We start from the raw sequence: 16499 nt of genomic DNA, 5'->3' as shown, positions 1-16499 counted from the left end.
GATATTGATCGGGCAGGGGTTTTTCCCTGTCCGGCGTTTTCCACAAGGCGCGCGGAATTTGGTGAGATTTTCTGCTTGATCTTGTGAGGAGGTGTGACTATGTTCCGCCTCCATCGACGCCGGGGACCCAAACCGGCGCTCATACGGAACGTGGGGCCATAGCTCAGTTGGGAGAGCGCTACAATGGCATTGTAGAGGTCAGGGGTTCGATTCCCCTTGGCTCCACCATTCCGCACTTTATTAAACTAAATTCCGCTAACACCTTGAATGGAAAGGCGGTTTCTACGGTTCGATAACCCTTTTCTCGGCTATATCGTAGCGGCTCCGCAAAAGCTAATTTCAGCACCGTTCTTTTCAGCGCAAACTCGCCTTTTTCGTATATAGTCCAAGGGCTTGCCAGAAATGTCAGGGCGTGTTCGATAAATTCGTTCAGGTGTCCCTTCGACGGGATGCAGTTTTCGGCCTGTTCAGTCAGCCGGATTTTCTGACGCTCCAGCTTCTCAATTCGTGCTTCGTACGCTTTGATCATCGTCTTACTCGATGTATCGACAATCCGCTCCAGTACGGTTTCAATTTCGCGCTCTGTGTCGATAATTTGAGTTCTAAGCGCCTCACGCCCGCGTTCGGCTTCAGCCAAGAGTATCTTGCGGCCATCCTCAAACATCGTTCTGGCGAGCTTAAACAGCCTTCTTGTGGGCTGTAGCTGGCGGAGAATTTCTTCTGCGCCTTCCTCGATCTTAGCGCGGGGAATGGATTTGCGTTTTGAAGGGCAATCCGGCGTATCACACAAGTAATATGCGTAATGCTTCTTTCGCCCCTTACTCCAACAAGACGTCATTGGCTCCCCGCAATCATCGCATAGAACGAAACCGCGCAGAGGGAAATCCATGTTGATGTCTTTGCGCGCAGGAGCGACAGCGATGCTTTTGAGTCGCGCCTGAATACGCTCATAGGTCTGGAAGCTAATAAGGGGCTCATGATGCCCTTTGCGCAGCGCGATCGCCCAATTCGGCGATTCTACATAACCTGCGTAAGTTGGCCTCTGAAGCATCTCGGTGATTTTTGTGATCCGAACAATGCCTGTGACTGTGCTTTTCGGAAAGTCGGGCTTGGATTCAAGAAAACGTTTGATCTCGGTTTGAGAACTAAAGCGCCCACTCGCATACCCTTCGAGGGCTTCGGCGACGATTGAAGCAACCGGTTCATCGGGTACAAGAATTTTTCCGTGAACTCTGTCTTTGCCGTATTTGTAGCCGACAGGAGGGCAGAAAACGTAATAGCCCTTCTCGACACGTGCTTTCATTTTTTGAAGAACCTGACGCCGGTTCTGTTCGCGTTCTAACTGTCCTTGGGCGGCTATGACAGTCTCAATGAAACGACCTTCAGGGGTGTTCTCAAAATTGAAATTCAAACATTCGATTGCGGCATCCCGCTCATCAAACTCACGGCGAAGCCGGATATGAAACTCGGTGTCGCGGGCAAAGCGTTTCAGATCATCGAAGATCACGACATAGGACTTGTCTTCCTGCGCGTCGAGATAGGCGAGCATCGCCCGCATACCGGGGCGCTGCATGAAATTGCCACCACCTGACACGTCATCAGGGAAGACCATTTCGACGTTGTAGCCCTTGCTTTCAGCATATTGTCGGCAGCGGTGTTCCTGGCTCTCTAGGCCGGAGCCATCAGTTTTTTGCTTAGTCGAAGATACACGGCAGTAAATTAGAGCGGGTTTTCCCTCATTTTTCTGAAGCGCTACTTTCTGCATGTCTCACTCTTTCCGGTCTTTGCCGATCCTCTTCGGCTGGGACCCTCTACATTTCTTTTTGCATTAACTGATTTTAGCTCAGGCGAATCAAGAATTCGCGCCAAATCAAGCTCATTTTCAACTTGTCCACATGCCTGCTGAACAGGATCAATATTGAATCCTAGCCGGAGAAAACTGGTAACAATAGACCAAAGCGCCAAAATGATTTGTTCCGACTGATCCTCAGTTAGCTCCGGGTCATCAAGGATAGCTGCGTATCGGTCGAAATCGATTTCGATGGTGCGAAGTGTCGGCAGCCTTTCTCGGTTCTTCTCTATTGCTCCATCAAGCTCAGGAATGGTTGGGGCTTGTATATCGCTCACCTCTAGCTCTCCTCATTGTTGATGTGGACTGCCTAGCCGTGAATTGCTTCAGGCAAACTCCACCTGTCTCAGCTACGCGGTGCGTGCTGACCAGCTACTTCAATTTTTCAATTGAGACGTGCCCCCAAAGACGTTTTGCGTCCCGGCTTAGGCTGATTTCACTATGTAAAATACAACCATAAGTATAGTATATCCCGAAATTGATCAGGAGCGCAAATTCATGATCAATTTCAATCGCTTACTACTGCAGGGCAGCATATAGGCTCACTGCGGAGCACGCACTAAAGTCATCACGGGGTTTCCTCGTGGTTTTGCGACTGTCCGCGTGCGGTCCTTCGCGTTCGGGCGCGTTCTTTCAGACTATCGATGTCTCGGCTGTCTGATTGGGACCGCGCCTGCCTTTGCTCCAGCTCCCATGACTGCATCCGTTCAATGGCTTGCGGAACGAGGGTGTGCAGTTTCAGCAGATCATTGCGGTTGAAGTTATTCGCTCGCTTGTAGTCCTCACCCTCTTTGTAGATCTTGCTGACTTGAGCGTTCAGCCAGGGGCCGTTCTCGCTCTCCTGTTCGAACAGCGAGATTTCCGCAGGGAACTCCTGAAACTTTGCAATCGGTCTGTTGGTCATGGATTAATCCTCCTCGCCTGTTTCATCGGAAAGATCGAGCAGCAAAACCCGATAGCTCTGAGCGGGGTCTTCAGGATGCTCGACCTCTTTGGCGAGGGTTTCATCCTCATAGGCTTTGATCATCCAGATGATGGGGAAGGACTTGTCCTTGCTCCGATATTCAAATGTACCGCGATCATGGAGCGGGAACTCCTCAAAGTCCGCATATTCGCGGACCTTTTTCTTGATCGCAGCCTTTGTCGGACCGGGAAGTTCCTCTATATCATCTCCTAAGATCCATCGACCTTTGATTTCGTCATCGGCGGTTGACTGGTTCTGACGGAAACGGTCATTCAGGGCTGAGATCTTGCCGGATACATCCCCTGTTTGATCGTTTCCACTTTCCGATCCTGCCTCATCATTTGAGACGGAATTACCGAGCTGATCTGTCAAATCGTCGGGCAGAACCGGCGAGTCCATTCCGCCCGTGAAGCGGGCTTCGATAACGCTCAACGACGTATCCAGGTCGTCAAACAGTCTCTTCATCATGTCGTCCATGATTATCTCTCCTTACCAGATGTCGAATGAAGCTTCGGGAAGATCGCCGAGCGTGGAGACGCGTTTCGCGCCCTTGTCCGCTTTGGCTTTCATGATTTTTGCCCATCTCTCAGAGGACTTTTTCTTAGCCTCATCAGACCTGCTAACGTCCAGCAACTGATCGACCCGTTCGGAGCCGAGTGTTTTAATCTGATCATCGCGCACGCTGTACCAGACCTCGACGCGGGTTGCGCCGCAGTGCTCGAACAGCCCATCTACATAGGCACGAACAGCCTGCATCGTGTCGGCGATGGAGTCCGTTGTTCCGAACTGGTTGATTTTTTCAGGATCGAAAAACTCACCCATCGATTCAACGAGGGCGGTGTGGCGCTTCCAATCAAAACAGAGCTTTGCACCCGCGATGGGTTCATCAGCCTTGAATACGACCAGATAGTAGAACTCGATAAGTTCCATGCGGAGCATCACGTCGATGCGTTCAAGATACCAATCGCAATCCTTGCCGTGATCCGCCGCGATCTCGAAAAATCGCCGCGCCACGCCCTGCAGTAACTGATTTCTTGTTAGGTTCCATACTCGCGCTTTTGTTTGCACCATTGCCATGGGGCTTCTCCTTTCAGTTAAATTTTCACGGGAGGGATGTGCGGCTGCGGCAGTTCCTCATTTGCAGGATGAAGCGCGCCGTTGCCGTAGTTGTGGAAGCCTTCCTGCCCGATGAGCGAATTGGCGTCCTCTTGAACCGGCTTCGCCTGGTTCACAAAGTTGGTGTTCCGTGATTGCGCAGCCAGCTTTTCACCGGCAGCCACTAGCTGCGGATACGTGGCACCGTTTGAGGCATCAACAATCGAAGCTGCTGCGTGCTTCCAATCAACGCTGAGGAAATCAAAGCTCGCATCACGAGCGCAGTTCATTGCCGCCTGTTTTGCGAGGTCGTTGACCAATTCGGCAAAGAACGCGACCGATTTATCAGGAAACTTGTTCACCAATTGTCCGGCCTGACGAACGGACAGCTTGGGAAACATACCGGCAATCACTCTTTGTAGATCGGCACCTCTTGGATCAAGGGTGCATAGCGCGGCACGTCCCTCACGTACCAGTGGGGAATGAAGTGCCGAGATGTTGTTAACGATCATAATAAGAGCAGGAGGGCGCTTAAGCCTGATCGTTCGCCTTGTCCCCGTATCGGATTCGACAAGCAACTCTCTGGGGTTGTTCGCAAATTGCATGAGCCAACCGGACGAGGCGTTGTTGTTCACTGTGCCGGTAAAGCGCTCATCGACGCGAAGGCCACCCATTTCGGCATCGTCCAGCAGGACAACAGGCTGAAACGGGCTTGGGTCGTTGGCGGCTTCTATGATTTTTCGTTCAAGTGCTTTGGTGCCTTGGCCCTCCCATTGCGAAACCATGTCCTTGCCGTGAAGTTCGTACAGGGGCGCACAGATATGGTTACAAAGATGCCGGATTGTGGACGTCTTGCCGGAGCCGGCCGGCCCTTGCATGATTAATATCGCAGGTCCTTTGATGTTTGGGTTCTCTGCTATCGATCTGAACAGCGATAGATGTGCCAAAAGATCATAGGCAACTGTCGGCGGAATATAGCGACCAGAATTAAGTTTCATTTTATTTCTCCTTTCAAGTTTCAGGGTGGCGGCTTGCCGCTACCGAGCGAGCAAGCGCTTCGAGCTTGGCCGTCCCGGTGAGCGGAAGTGGAATGTCGGTGATAGGTTCAGGGCGTTCAGCACACCGCGCCGTGAAGTCTTCCCAGACCTTTCGAAACCAAGCACGGGCACGTGTTTCACGATGGTCGCGGCTGGGGTCGATCATCCAGACCGGTAACACTCTGTAGCTGAGGGCTGTTTTAACCATCATGGAGCGCTTGCCATTGCGAAGAACAATGGCGTTGTTCCGTCCCGCCTCTAGAAACCGCCGAACCTGATCCGGAGTGATGACGGGGATTTCTTTGCTGCTAACCGTCCAAAGAAATGGGATTCTCCATTTCTTCCGTTTGACGGTCTTCTGCCCAAAGACGTGGTTGGCGATGTACTCGTAAGTTTCATGGTCATTCGTCGCCATGAAAATCACGTGCTGCGCGTTCCCGATCATGGATTTGTAGTCTTTTGGGAAGGCTTTCCGCAGACCTGGCAAGTCTTGACCTACGGCTGTCAAAGAGACGCCTTGGCCAGCCATGAGAGGAAAGGCTTCGCCCACGCCCTGCAACGCGTCTTCACCAAGAGCCTGAATCTCTTCAATCACAAACCGTGTCTTGGTTTTTAGGTCACCGGGAATCCATTCCATGACCGCGAGCGACAAAGAAATGATGCCGCCCACCCAGGGCCTCAGGGTCGTGCGCATTTCCCCGACAGTGACAGGCAGGGAAACTATGAGATTTTTGTCGGGGTCTTTGAGGTCGCAAAGATTGACATCATTGGATCGGGAAACCGATTTGACCTGTTCGTGGTCCCAAAACGCCGTTTTACTGCGGATCGTCGCGAGGACATTCTCACGTGTACGTTCGTCCATCGCAATCATCTGCGCAGCAAAAGACGACACGTGACCGTCATAGGCATCGCAAGCCAGCATCGCCTCCCAGAGCAATGCCATTGCAAGCACGGGATCACCGTCAGCATCCTCAATGAAGCCGACCAAGACCAGACGGCGTGCATCCAGCATGGCTGCATTTTTGTTGGTGATTTTCGCGAAAAGGATAATTCGCGCCCATCCCTCGCGTCCCATATCGCGAAAGAATGGCTTCTCGTTGCTACTTTCAGGGAAGGACAGGTTTGCAATACGGTCGCACAATATCGTTGTCCGGTCTTGGCCAAGCCGTGCGTTGATCAGATCGATTTGGGCGATGAAATTGATGGATTGAGATGGGCGGTCCAGTAATCCCAACGGGTCTAGTGCACAGAGCTCATGTCCGCGCCGTTCAAGTGGGATAAGGACTTGATTTGTATGGTTGGCAGTCGGGTCAACGATCAGTGCGCATGCGTCTTGCGGCATATGGGCAAGTTCAGTTTGAACCTGCAACGATTTCCCCGACCGCGAAGACGCGATATAGAGCTTATGCCGTTCCGATTTCTCGCCGATTAGGCTGTAATGGGGAATGCCAAGCGGCAAGCGTACGCGCCCAATCAGGCTGTTGCCTTCCTCGTATCGCAAGGCGAGTTGAGTTAATGCTCCGGATTTTCCAGCGCTGGCTTTGCCTTGCTTGAAATTCTCTTCTTTCCATTCCTGGAAACGAATCCAGAGGCGCAGGTATGGCCATCTCCAAGGCAGGCGGGGCCACTTTTTGTCCCATCGCGGATCGAATGCGCCAAAAATTCGCAGTGTAGTGAAAACCACCGTGCGCAGGGCAATATTTGCGGTTCCGCCAATTACAATGGTTTCGGCAACGGGGACGCCGATATCGATGACTTGCTGGACGAACTGCGCCATATCAGCCGTCCTTGCTCATGGAAATATGAGGAGTAATGCTAGCAAGTATGTTGAGGTAGTCTTGCATACACGTCTCCCGTTGACCGCCGCGATAGCGCGAGCGACATTGATGTCCCGTTAGGGAAGTCTGTAACTTTGTTAGTTGGTTGGCCTGTCGCAGCCATCACCGTTACAACGACGGATCATGAGTTTGAGAAAACCTTAGGAATACGGCTCCCGCAATCACCGTCGCACTAATATTCCCCCGATATCACTAAAGATGTATCGTATGCTTATTCGCTTACGAAATTCTGCCCCAAACACGTTTTTCTTGCCCCAAAATCACTCAGATTGCCCCAATTTCTGAAACTAATAATGCCCCAGTGATAAATTCTCGCACTGTCTTTCCCCGAAATTCTCTGATATGGGGGATGCTGATAAACTTGGTCAGTGCACATGGTTCGCAATTACCGAATTCGCAATCGCTACTACAAAGGCTCGAAACTGTCCGAAGCGCAGTTTCTCAAACTCATTTTTCCGATTTTGATGGGAGCGTCATACGCGTCTATCGCAGAAGAAACAGGACTGTCCGAATATCGAATTCGTACAATTGCCCATTCCCTGCGCATGCGGTTCGTCAATGATTCAATTTGGATGCAGCATATCTACACGCTGTTGCATGAGCGTTTTGTTTTGCTGAGAAAAAAAGACGCCAATGTGAGACAACCAGGCGCTCTACATGTCGCCAATGTCATACACACAATATATAATAGCTATTGGGTCGCTCACATTTCCACGCCCGACCTGAGGAAAAAGCAGAAAAATTTCAGTCGCGATATTAGACTTGAAAATCAGCAGACAGAGTCTGCGCAGAGACTTTCCTACAATTTTGATCTTATCCATGCTTGTTTGACGCGATGCCCTATCGGCCCCTCAGTACGTGAGACGAAGAGAGAATACGGCTCCGTAGATGTGCTGGCGCTCAATCGTGCATTTAAAAAAGACAATTATGAAACCATGTACATAGAACCCTATAGACCATGGATTCACGATGAGGTTATTACAAAATACATCAAGCGTCCCATGGAAGGGCTGGATAGTCGCATAGAGACCAGATTCAAGACTTGTGATACATGTCCGGCAAAAGTACTTTCGGCGCTTTCGACAATGGATTGGTTACTGTTCTCAAACTACTGCGATTTCTACCGGAACAATACAATGCCGGCGGATGTGGCTATGGGCTACTATTTTCAAGCCCTAATCGCACCCGCTTACTTCGATCTTTTCACCTTAATGCATCGAACCTGTAGATATCTCGATGTGGAAGCAACGAGTGAAGACCTGAAACAATATAATAAGAGTTGGATTAAAGAGTTTCGTGAAACTATGCAGGAGTTGGAAAACGCCATAATCACCGCAACTGCAAAGGCTCTATTTCTTGAGCCGCTTCAAAATACAGGAAAGTCTAGAGCCTAATCCGGCTCTACGCGGTAATGTTCTCTCGCATATTCATCGCAAATGCTTTCTCTGACTTCCTCAGCGCGTAGCTGAATGAGCCTTTCCCGAGGCGTTTGTTCTTCATTGGGAAGTGGGGCAGAGATTGAAGGTTTCCAAGCATCTAATATGATTTGCTTCTCGTCAGGAGATAAATTCTCAATAGGGAGCTGCAATAAATAATCTAAATCGGATCTCTGAATTTGGCCTGCCAAATAGTCGGCAATTTCAACTTTTTCAGCTTGGCTCAAACTATCGATGAGCTTCTTTGCATCAGATAACGATTGATTATCTAGATCTCCATTGAATACACTAAGCGGGCTTACGTAATCTTCCACATTATTATTATAATATATTTCATAATAAAATTAGAAGAAATTTGTGAAAGAACTTCCTTATGCATAGATAATTCTGTCTTCTCAAAGTAAAAATATGAATATGAACATAACGTAATGCTAGAAAAAAGACAGCTCTCTGGTGGGAGCTGCCTTTAGTTTTTTCGTGTATATTGTGCGAAGGGGATTGCCACCGCACAAGGTAATCATAGTACCCATAATGTAATATATGGTTAAAAATAGATAAAATTTTATCTTTTCCATAATAAATATTAACTATTTCCTTCTATATTTACTATCAGCACACCAAGCGCGCCCATTTTAACGAGGTTGCGGGGATGTGTGGGGAAATATTATGAAGGAATTAGGGGAACAAGGTTCGCTCACAGAGCGCTTTGGTTCGGTCATAGCCGAAGACGTGGCGCACGCCCTTATTCAAGCTGCCCGAACGCGCAAGGAAGCTGATGACATCCAGCACGGTCAGAAAAGCGGCTCCATCGAAAGCGTTCAGCTAGGGACTGCTGCCGCATCGAAAAAGGCGCAGGGCTCCGCACAGGAAAAAGCCGAAAAAGAAGCGAAAGAGCGGGCTGAGGATCAGATGTTCCTCGCGCTGCTACAACAGCAAATTGATGCATTAAACAAAGAGATTGATCGCACCAACGACCAAATCAAAGCCCTGGAAGCGAAGATTGATGTTCTGAGTGATGCCATTGATGCCTTGCAAAATGGCACAGCCAGCGTCGATGACCTTCTTGAAAACCCTGAAGTGGTTGACGCGATCAAGGCGTGGGAAGCGAAAACAGGCCGTAAATTTGACCCGAAAGACGACGACGCGGAAGAAATCTTGACCGCGATCATGGAAGAGCGTGTTGATCAATTCGGTAATGACGTTGCAACATTGGAGCACATAAAAGGTGAATTAGAAGACCAAAAAGAGCGTTTGGTTGAGCAAGCTAATGTTGCGAAGTCAGAATTTGCGGAAACAGGTGCAATAAGCGCGTCTACCCGCGAAGCTGCCACCGCCTCGGTTGAGGGCGCAATCGCCCTCATTCGAGAGTCGAAGGATGTAATGCAAGTTGATCAGCTAGGTTCAGGCGGACGGGATGATCTACAAGACAATGACTTCGACAGCGATAGCAGAGTAACTCGAAGTGAAGATGCATTAAGCGGACTTCTCGGAGAACTGGAGGGAGAGGCTGTGGATCAATTCCAGACTGCCGCCGCACCGCCATCCGAACAACCGACACCACAGCCGGAACAAAGCCCGGTGATTAAACCGGAAATGGCGGGATAATTATCCGCCCGGTTGTGGCGCGGTACCAAGGTCAAGCGCTTGCTCGTTACTAGCGACTTTTTCTTCCCAGATTAGATTCAACAAACCTGCCGCTTCAGGCATGGCGGCGAGAGCTTCTTTGAGGTCCATATCGACCCTGCTTTCAACCGCGCCATACATAAACTCGCCGAGATGATAGTTGATGGCGGTTGCGCGGGCATCGTTCTGTCTGAGGAAATATTGGGCGTCAGTGCCGTATTCCTTTTTGAATTTGCTGACTAGGATTTGACCTAATTTATCAGCAGTAAGGTCGCCATACGGAAGATCCTGGCCGACATGAATAAGAATGCCAACGCCGTGGTGGCTTTCGGCATATTCGCTCGCGGCATGTGTAGCGCATGACAAATCGGCAGTTTCGGAGTTCCAGCCGTCTTTCGCGAGATATGTCCTGTCATCGTGGCACAGAACCGTGTCGACGGTTTCGAGACTATTGACCGGCGTAGCGTCCTGCGCAGTTGCGGCCATAGGTGAAAACGCAGCCGAGAGCGCAAGACCAGCGCCCAGCAATTTTCCAGCTATTCTATTTTCTTTGGCTTGTGCCATTTGTGTCCTCGCATCAATAATTGCGTCAGACACACCCTCGACATTTCTTTTTTGTTTATTATTTGCCAGAACATTAGAGCATTTAACAACAAAATGCAAACTTTTAGCAATTTTATTACTTGTCCTATCGAGAGGTAATGCTTTATCTGTCGCAGTAATAGGTGTAGTCAAAACTGATGGATTTTGACTATGCTGCATTTATGTAAATTTTGGAAAAGAAACACTTTAGAAAGAGCCCTGTTTTTCGGGCTTTTTATCCGCCGTTGCGGCCTCCGGAGACATCACCATGACGGACCTGCAAAACCGATCGGTTTTGCTAGGCCCGAAAGGAAATTTCCATGAAACACTGGCACCCATCGACATTGCCAAATGCGCAAAGTGGCAGGTTGATCGGCTATGCGCGCGTTTCGACCTACGAGCAAAAGCTGGATATTCAGCTCAACGCGCTGAAACAGGCAGGTTGCAAAAGCATATTTCAGGATCGCGGCCTTTCGGGAGCATTGGCCGAGAGGCCCGGTCTCGATAAGGCGCTGCACGCATTAGCGGCAGGGGATACCCTGGTCGTCTATAAGCTGGATCGATTGGGGCGTTCGGTGTTGCACCTTGCCGATCTTATCACGCGGCTTGACGCGAACGGGGTCCAGTTTTGCTCCCTGACGGAAGGGATCGATACGACAACATCCGGAGGAAAGCTCGTCTTTCATGTCTTCGCTGCCGTTGCCGAATTCTCCCGCAATCTCATCCGGGAAAACACCCGTGCTGGCTTAATGGCGGCACGTGAACGGGGTGCTCAAATCGGAAGGCCAAGATGCTTGACGGATGAGCAGGTTCTTGAAGCGCAATCCTATATGCAGGAGAGAGGCAAATCGCCGGATGAAGCTGCGGCGCGTTTCGGAGTGTCAGCCAGTACCTTGCGGCGCAGCATACACCGAATCGGTGCTAATGCCGTAGAATAGGGTGTACTTGTCCTTTATGGTCTGTTTTCGCGGGAAATTCCGTTATCTCTCAGTCGCAAGATGTGCGGGGTAGTACCCCGCCGATCTTGCCAGGGAGACGCTGCGCTCTCCCGTGGACCCTCTAGCCTTGGCTCTTCCAGGGTATTGAACCCGTTTCAGAGCCATCCAACCCGTATCGCCGGATTGAGCCACTCGCGGGAAACTTCGCTTTCCCTGCACCCATCGACTTGGGCGGCGTTCCTGTACCCAAGACCCCAGACCATTTCATGGAGACGATTTCATCGAGAGCAAAGGGCGTTCCTGCCCTTATGCAATCCTGACCAGGAAGGGAGCATTCGTGCTGCCCTTCCTTGGAACCGTCCCATCGACCAATGAGCCTTCGTGCCCTTTGGAAACCTGACCAACCTTCCGCAGATTGGATGCCGTCAGCGTATCGACGCTGAACCCGATCAAAGGGCTATCGCGCCCCTTGAAACCACTCACAGGGCTTGGAGATATGTCTCTCCACTTGCGCCGAACCGTGCAAATCAATGATAGCGGAATAAATTAGATCAATCCTGTTGGACGAAAATCGGCGCAGGTGCATCTTGTCCAAAAAGCTTTTTTTCACGTTCCTTGCTTCTTTTTTCATATCGATGCTTCAAGTCGCTGCCAACGCCGGCACTGAACAATGAAATCATCTTACCAGATTGTTCAAACTCGTCTCTCCACACTCCAAATCTACCATCAGCACATTGCGTGAACAGGACGCCAGCCTGCCAAAAATCGGCTGGATCGTCAGTCTTGCACATGGCTTCGAACCAGTGACGCGCCCAGACATTGCGGCGATACGCGGCACCAGCCACTGCATATGCCCTGCCAGGGAGCCCGGCGCTGTCTTCAAACTTGGCTAGTATCTGATCATTGCGATGGCTTTGATCACTGTATCCGACAATCATAATCGCCCGCGCAATTTCTGCCGGTTCGGCGCGTGCGAGCTGTTCATCAACATACTTCTCCAGAAAGTTACCTTGTCCGCATTGCAAGGCAGACAAAGCCTCCACTGCGATGGCCTGATCAGTAGCTGCGCTGTCGAGCCGCTTTCGGCGCATTGCGTCAAGGGCTGGGGAACTGTCACACGACCATGCGCTTTTTGAACCCAGATCGACGCCGTTCTTGCCGTAGGTGAATCTTACCAACGGACGACTATGAGCTATTCGCTCTAGCAGCGCTGCGCCTTTTTCGGGATCGGAATTGCCGATTGCTCCGGCCAGCAGCAAAATCAGGTTGTGTACCGCCGGTAACTTGGCATCGTTCAGATCCATAAATAGGTTGAACCACCGCTGGGCAACGGTGGGATCAGCTTCAATAATCGCTGCGAACTCTTCGGGTGTGAGGCGATCAAGGACAATATGGGCTTTGGCCGCCGTGAGTTCCTCTCTGAAGGCGATAAAGGCATCATAATTTCTATTTTGCCGCTCGCGAAATTCCTCATTGCTTTCAGAAACTCTCTTGAAAAAGTCCTGCGGGGTTGCCGAGGGGTGCTCTTTCTCTGAAATAGAAAAACGCACTGGTTCCTCGCGCCTGGATTCTTCAGCCTCAAGTTCTATTTCGGGAGCAATCAGCGCCTCGGGCAGACCCGCCGCACAACGGATAGAAGCATCAACGAGACGGACAATTTCTTGCGCGACTTGTCCCTTCAGAATGATCGCTGCACGTCCATACAATCTGGGCGATATCCGGTCTAGAATCTCAGTGCTGTCGATCAAACCTGCTTCTGCCGCCTTGAGTAAGGCGAGAGAACCATACCAAGCTTCGAAATTGTCCTTTTCCTCAGAAGGACCGCTCGTCCAATCGCTCTTTGCGACAGCATTGAGAAGATCGGAATTTTCAGAGCGGGCAGCGAGGCCAATTGCGCTAGCCCGAAGTCGATCGTTCTTTGAAGAGATTAGGGAACACGCAAAACTGCACATCTCATTCGAGATTTCTGTGCCAGTAGCTGCAACGATTTCCAGAAGGAGGTGCTGCTTGTGTGCCGAGCCAGACGCACGGGCTTCAGTCAATTGAGAGTCGATAGTGTCGGTATCCAGGGACTTGATTTCATCAAGAACGTCCAAAAGTAGTGGCTGATCCTCTCGCGTATCCAGTAGGATTTCCAGTTGCTCGGCAGCTTCAAGAAAGGGGAACGCGACAAGCAATTCATACTGAACTAGGATTGCATCGTCCTTCGACAATCCCTGCGTTTCGCCATGTGTTTGAGCTTCTTTCCATTTGGCAATTAGCTTGCGCGCTTGCTCGGGCTTGAGGATTACGTTGTGCTTGCGCAGCTCCAACAAACCTTGTCGCAACGGAAATCCAGTCCGACCAAGAACATCGTCTGCCAATTCTCTATGTTTTTCGATGGCAGCATCCAGCGCAAAGCGGGCGACAACCGGCCTGTCATCGACCAGTGTGTGGTCCTGTGCCGTTTGTCCCATCTGTTGGCGCAGCAGTGCTACATCCAGGTCTTGATAGCGCTGCACAACTTCATCAAGTTTTGCGGGTGCATGTGCACCTGGATCGCAGGGCTCAGCGATGTCATCGGAGTTTTCAAAAACAAAATGGTGCGACCAGTCTTTTCGAAGCTCTTTCCAAAGCTCTTCAGCCAATTGGTCATCATCGGAAGCGCCTGTTGAACGCAAAATCTTGAGCCGTGCCCATTTTCCTGCTTTTGAGGCGCCATCGCCGGCCAAATCTTCACTCGCTTTCAGCAGTTCGGCGCGCGTCTCGGACCAATCGCAACGGTTAAATCCGACAAGGGCGAGAAAGTCTTTTGTGGGTACCTGATAGGAACTGTTGATTGCGTTGGCAAAGCTCCAATCGGAAAGGGCGTCAGCGAACTGTGCCAGTTTTTTGCCTGCCAAAACGAGAAACGCCGTCTGGGACAGCGTGTCTAAATCTCCCGCCGACTCTACTAGGCGCTCGAAGCGTTTTTGCTCCGCGGGTGTAAATGACGCAATCGCACCTTCGATTTCTGCCTGACGTTTTTCCCTTTCTTGCGCAACTTTTTCGGCTGGATCGCGACTGGGATGAGCGTGCATTCGGCGTTCCGGATCGCGCGAATACATCCGCAGCCACCGCCGAACTTCGTCCGCAACCAGGACAAAAACGTCGTCAGATTTTGCTGCTTCAACCAAGGAAGCTTGTATCCAATCGAAGTTGGATTGATGTCCGCCTTGCAAACAAAGATCCCGCGTTGTCTCGGCAAACGTCAAAGGTCTTGCCTTGGCAAAACTGACAAGGGCTGCCAGCGTTTCCGAAGGAGGGTTTTGCAACTCCGAGAAGCCTTGAATGAGAGCTTTTGCAATCTCAGGCGAGTATTCGTCATCGTCTGCCGCGCACACTGTGATCGCAGCAGCAACCGCAGCGGCGGTCTTGTCCAGAGCCTCGATAGGTTCAAGAATCTCTTTTAGAGCATCATGCAGATCTCGGTTGTTACGTTCCGCCCGCCGCAGATTTTCGATGATCGAAAGCCCGAGGGCCAGCGTCAGGCCATTTTCGCTTAGCTCATACTTTCTTGGCTCGCCTTTCACTGGACTGAAGAAGCGACCATCAGCGACCGCAGGAACATGAGATTCAAAAATGTGAAGGTCATCCCTGATCTGACTTTTTACCCGCTCCATCAGGGTTTTCGCGTGGGCTCGCAAATGCTCAAAGAACTCGACAGGATCGTTCCCGAAGTCCAGCTTCACGCCCGCCATAATGTGTTCAAGAAGAAGCCTTTCGATACTCAACTCCTCAAAAGCCGTAACATCTTTGCCGAACACATCGAGTGCGATCGACAAGATGCGGGGGTTTCTAAGAAACTCGGCAACAGATGGGCTAAGCGTATTTATCGGGACGTTGTTTTGCTTGAGTATGTCGTCCCGCTCGGATGCACTCCATTTGGGAACCAGAATACCCTTGAACACGCTGGTCAGCGCTTTCCTGACTCGGCTTTCTAAGTAGTGCGTGCGTGTCGTGAACATAACGCACCCGCCGTGCAAGTTTGCATAGGTGGCGACGCTGTCGATAATTCTGCCCCATAACCGTTTGGGGCGTTGATTTATTCCGTCGATAACGAGCACGAAGCGTGGCCGAGCAGGCTTATCAGCGTTTTTCCAACCCTTGAACCGTTGGCCCCATCTGGTCGCGCTTGCATCAACTTTGTCGTCGCCGGTTTGGGTCTGAAGCTTTGCGATCAGGAGCTTTTGAATCTCATCTTGCGTGGCCGTGTCTGAAAATTCATCCGGTGTGGCAAATGCCAAGAGAGGTTTGTCGGTCTGCGCCAGCCAGGATTGGATTACTGTCCATGATTTGCCGCAGCCTTCTTCGCCATGAATGCAAACAACGCTCTCTCCCGGGAATCCCTTGAAATACGGGTCGAGTGCTTTGATAAGGTTGGGCCGATCCAAAACCGTGATGGCATTGTCATTGGGAGCAAGCGGCTGGCCAAGTTCACTGCGCGCTAGGGCTTTGCTGGAGGAAGCATCTTTAAACCACCTTGCGTTGGCTTTTTCGGCTTTGGCTGTGGCAACACCCGGCGCATCCAGACTTTTGCGGATGATGTCTGCGGCAAGGTCAAAACGAGCACTAGCGCGGATTGCGTCAAGTGCTGCCGATGCTTCCTTTTTGGCTTTAGGTGTTTTCAGATTGGTCTTGAGAAAATCATCAACATTGTCACCGCCCATTGCCAGTGCGACAGACAGGCGCGGAAAATCAGATGGCACCCAGTCCAAAACTAACGCGGTGATACCTTCTTTCTCTGCATCGTCGTTCAGATCGTCTGCCAACTGGCTCGGAACTGTACAAGTTGCGCCAAGAACCCAAACAAGATCTGCGTATTCGTTGTGGCGCACAAAGTCTGGAATCTTCGAGAGAACATCAGCTCTAGGCAGGTCATTCGTGTAAAGCTTTGCTTCAAACACGACCGCGCCTTCAAATGTGGATTTGCCATCCACTCCGCGCTGGTAACCACTATTGGCTAGCCGAAAGGGAATGCCTGTGATCGTTTCGAGAGTGACGGCAATTAGACCCTCGAAACCATTTTTCCCTGTCGCCTTCAGCTCGTTTAGAGATGTTTTCAGTTTGTCGATTTGAGTTTGAAGGGAAGCAGCCATTCTCAGTCTTCTTGTTTGTA

Annotated in this window: 13 protein-coding genes and 1 tRNA gene; 4 read left to right on the top strand and 10 right to left on the bottom strand. The window is 50.8% G+C overall.

All coding sequences use genetic code 11. The features are described from left to right. Positions 1–152: 152 nt before the first annotated feature. Positions 153–228, top strand: a tRNA-Ala gene (locus O6760_RS04280). Here O6760_RS04280 and O6760_RS33415 read toward each other — a convergent pair. From O6760_RS33415 to O6760_RS04245, 7 genes are all read right to left on the bottom strand, one after another. Beyond that, positions 179–1765, bottom strand: a complete 1587-nt coding sequence (locus tag O6760_RS33415; RefSeq protein ID WP_442969913.1) for a recombinase family protein — start codon at positions 1763–1765, stop codon at positions 179–181. The two genes, O6760_RS04280 and O6760_RS33415, sit on opposite strands and share 50 nt — an antisense overlap. Continuing rightward, positions 1753–2127 (bottom strand): hypothetical protein, encoded by a 375-nt coding sequence (locus O6760_RS04270; RefSeq protein ID WP_269584248.1) that lies wholly within the window; start codon positions 2125–2127, stop codon positions 1753–1755. The genes O6760_RS33415 and O6760_RS04270 overlap by 13 nt, the downstream gene beginning before the upstream one ends. Positions 2128–2417: 290 nt before the next feature. Further along, complete coding sequence (locus tag O6760_RS04265) at positions 2418–2753, bottom strand: hypothetical protein (RefSeq protein ID WP_269584247.1); 336 nt, start codon at positions 2751–2753, stop codon at positions 2418–2420. A 3-nt stretch (positions 2754–2756) separates the two neighbouring features. Then, positions 2757–3290: a hypothetical protein gene (locus tag O6760_RS04260; RefSeq protein ID WP_269584246.1), complete on the bottom strand. Its 534-nt coding sequence runs from the start codon at positions 3288–3290 to the stop codon at positions 2757–2759. Between the two features lie 12 nt (positions 3291–3302). Next, entirely contained in the window at positions 3303–3890 is a 588-nt protein-coding gene (locus O6760_RS04255) for a hypothetical protein (RefSeq protein ID WP_269584245.1), read from the bottom strand. 17 nt (positions 3891–3907) lie between these two features. Further along, complete coding sequence (locus O6760_RS04250; protein WP_269584244.1) at positions 3908–4906, bottom strand: AAA family ATPase; 999 nt, start codon at positions 4904–4906, stop codon at positions 3908–3910. 13 nt (positions 4907–4919) lie between these two features. Next, positions 4920–6722: a type IV secretory system conjugative DNA transfer family protein gene (locus O6760_RS04245; RefSeq protein ID WP_269584243.1), complete on the bottom strand. Its 1803-nt coding sequence runs from the start codon at positions 6720–6722 to the stop codon at positions 4920–4922. Positions 6723–7157: 435 nt separating this feature from the next. Between O6760_RS04245 and O6760_RS04240 the strand changes: the two genes are divergently transcribed. Beyond that, the gene (locus O6760_RS04240) at positions 7158–8177 is read left to right on the top strand and encodes a hypothetical protein (RefSeq protein ID WP_269584242.1); all 1020 of its coding nucleotides are present in this window, start codon (positions 7158–7160) and stop codon (positions 8175–8177) included. On the opposite strand, the gene O6760_RS04235 is transcribed toward O6760_RS04240, so the two are convergent. Then, complete coding sequence (locus tag O6760_RS04235; protein ID WP_269584241.1) at positions 8174–8533, bottom strand: hypothetical protein; 360 nt, start codon at positions 8531–8533, stop codon at positions 8174–8176. The genes O6760_RS04240 and O6760_RS04235 overlap by 4 nt on opposite strands. Before the next feature lie 352 nt (positions 8534–8885). Between O6760_RS04235 and O6760_RS04230 the strand changes: the two genes are divergently transcribed. Then, on the top strand, positions 8886–9824 hold the full coding sequence (locus O6760_RS04230) for a hypothetical protein (protein WP_269584240.1): 939 nt from the start codon (positions 8886–8888) through the stop codon (positions 9822–9824). On the opposite strand, the gene O6760_RS04225 is transcribed toward O6760_RS04230, so the two are convergent. Next, a complete protein-coding gene (locus O6760_RS04225) occupies positions 9825–10604 on the bottom strand; it encodes a hypothetical protein (RefSeq protein ID WP_269584239.1) in 780 nt (259 codons plus the stop codon). It abuts the gene before it with no gap. Positions 10605–10744: 140 nt separating this feature from the next. On the opposite strand from O6760_RS04225, the gene O6760_RS04220 reads away from it, so the two are divergent. Beyond that, positions 10745–11362: a recombinase family protein gene (locus O6760_RS04220; protein ID WP_269584238.1), complete on the top strand. Its 618-nt coding sequence runs from the start codon at positions 10745–10747 to the stop codon at positions 11360–11362. 551 nt (positions 11363–11913) lie between these two features. Here O6760_RS04220 and O6760_RS04215 read toward each other — a convergent pair. Continuing rightward, entirely contained in the window at positions 11914–16479 is a 4566-nt protein-coding gene (locus O6760_RS04215) for a hypothetical protein (protein ID WP_269584237.1), read from the bottom strand. Positions 16480–16499 lie beyond the last annotated feature (20 nt).

Origin of the sequence: Roseibium sp. Sym1 (assembly GCF_027359675.1) — a bacterium.
Taxonomy (GTDB): domain Bacteria; phylum Pseudomonadota; class Alphaproteobacteria; order Rhizobiales; family Stappiaceae; genus Roseibium.
This window is presented reverse-complemented; position numbering and strand designations above follow the sequence as displayed.

Coding starts and splice junctions, on each gene's coding strand:
- O6760_RS33415 (WP_442969913.1), bottom strand. CDS start 1,765: ATGCAGAAAGTAGCGCTTCAGAAAAATGAGGGAAAACCCGCTCTAATT.
- O6760_RS04265 (WP_269584247.1), bottom strand. CDS start 2,753: ATGACCAACAGACCGATTGCAAAGTTTCAGGAGTTCCCTGCGGAAATC.
- O6760_RS04260 (WP_269584246.1), bottom strand. CDS start 3,290: ATGGACGACATGATGAAGAGACTGTTTGACGACCTGGATACGTCGTTG.
- O6760_RS04255 (WP_269584245.1), bottom strand. CDS start 3,890: ATGGCAATGGTGCAAACAAAAGCGCGAGTATGGAACCTAACAAGAAAT.
- O6760_RS04250 (WP_269584244.1), bottom strand. CDS start 4,906: ATGAAACTTAATTCTGGTCGCTATATTCCGCCGACAGTTGCCTATGAT.
- O6760_RS04245 (WP_269584243.1), bottom strand. CDS start 6,722: ATGGCGCAGTTCGTCCAGCAAGTCATCGATATCGGCGTCCCCGTTGCC.
- O6760_RS04240 (WP_269584242.1), top strand. CDS start 7,158: ATGGTTCGCAATTACCGAATTCGCAATCGCTACTACAAAGGCTCGAAA.
- O6760_RS04230 (WP_269584240.1), top strand. CDS start 8,886: ATGAAGGAATTAGGGGAACAAGGTTCGCTCACAGAGCGCTTTGGTTCG.
- O6760_RS04225 (WP_269584239.1), bottom strand. CDS start 10,604: ATGCAGCATAGTCAAAATCCATCAGTTTTGACTACACCTATTACTGCG.
- O6760_RS04220 (WP_269584238.1), top strand. CDS start 10,745: ATGAAACACTGGCACCCATCGACATTGCCAAATGCGCAAAGTGGCAGG.
- O6760_RS04215 (WP_269584237.1), bottom strand. CDS start 16,479: ATGGCTGCTTCCCTTCAAACTCAAATCGACAAACTGAAAACATCTCTA.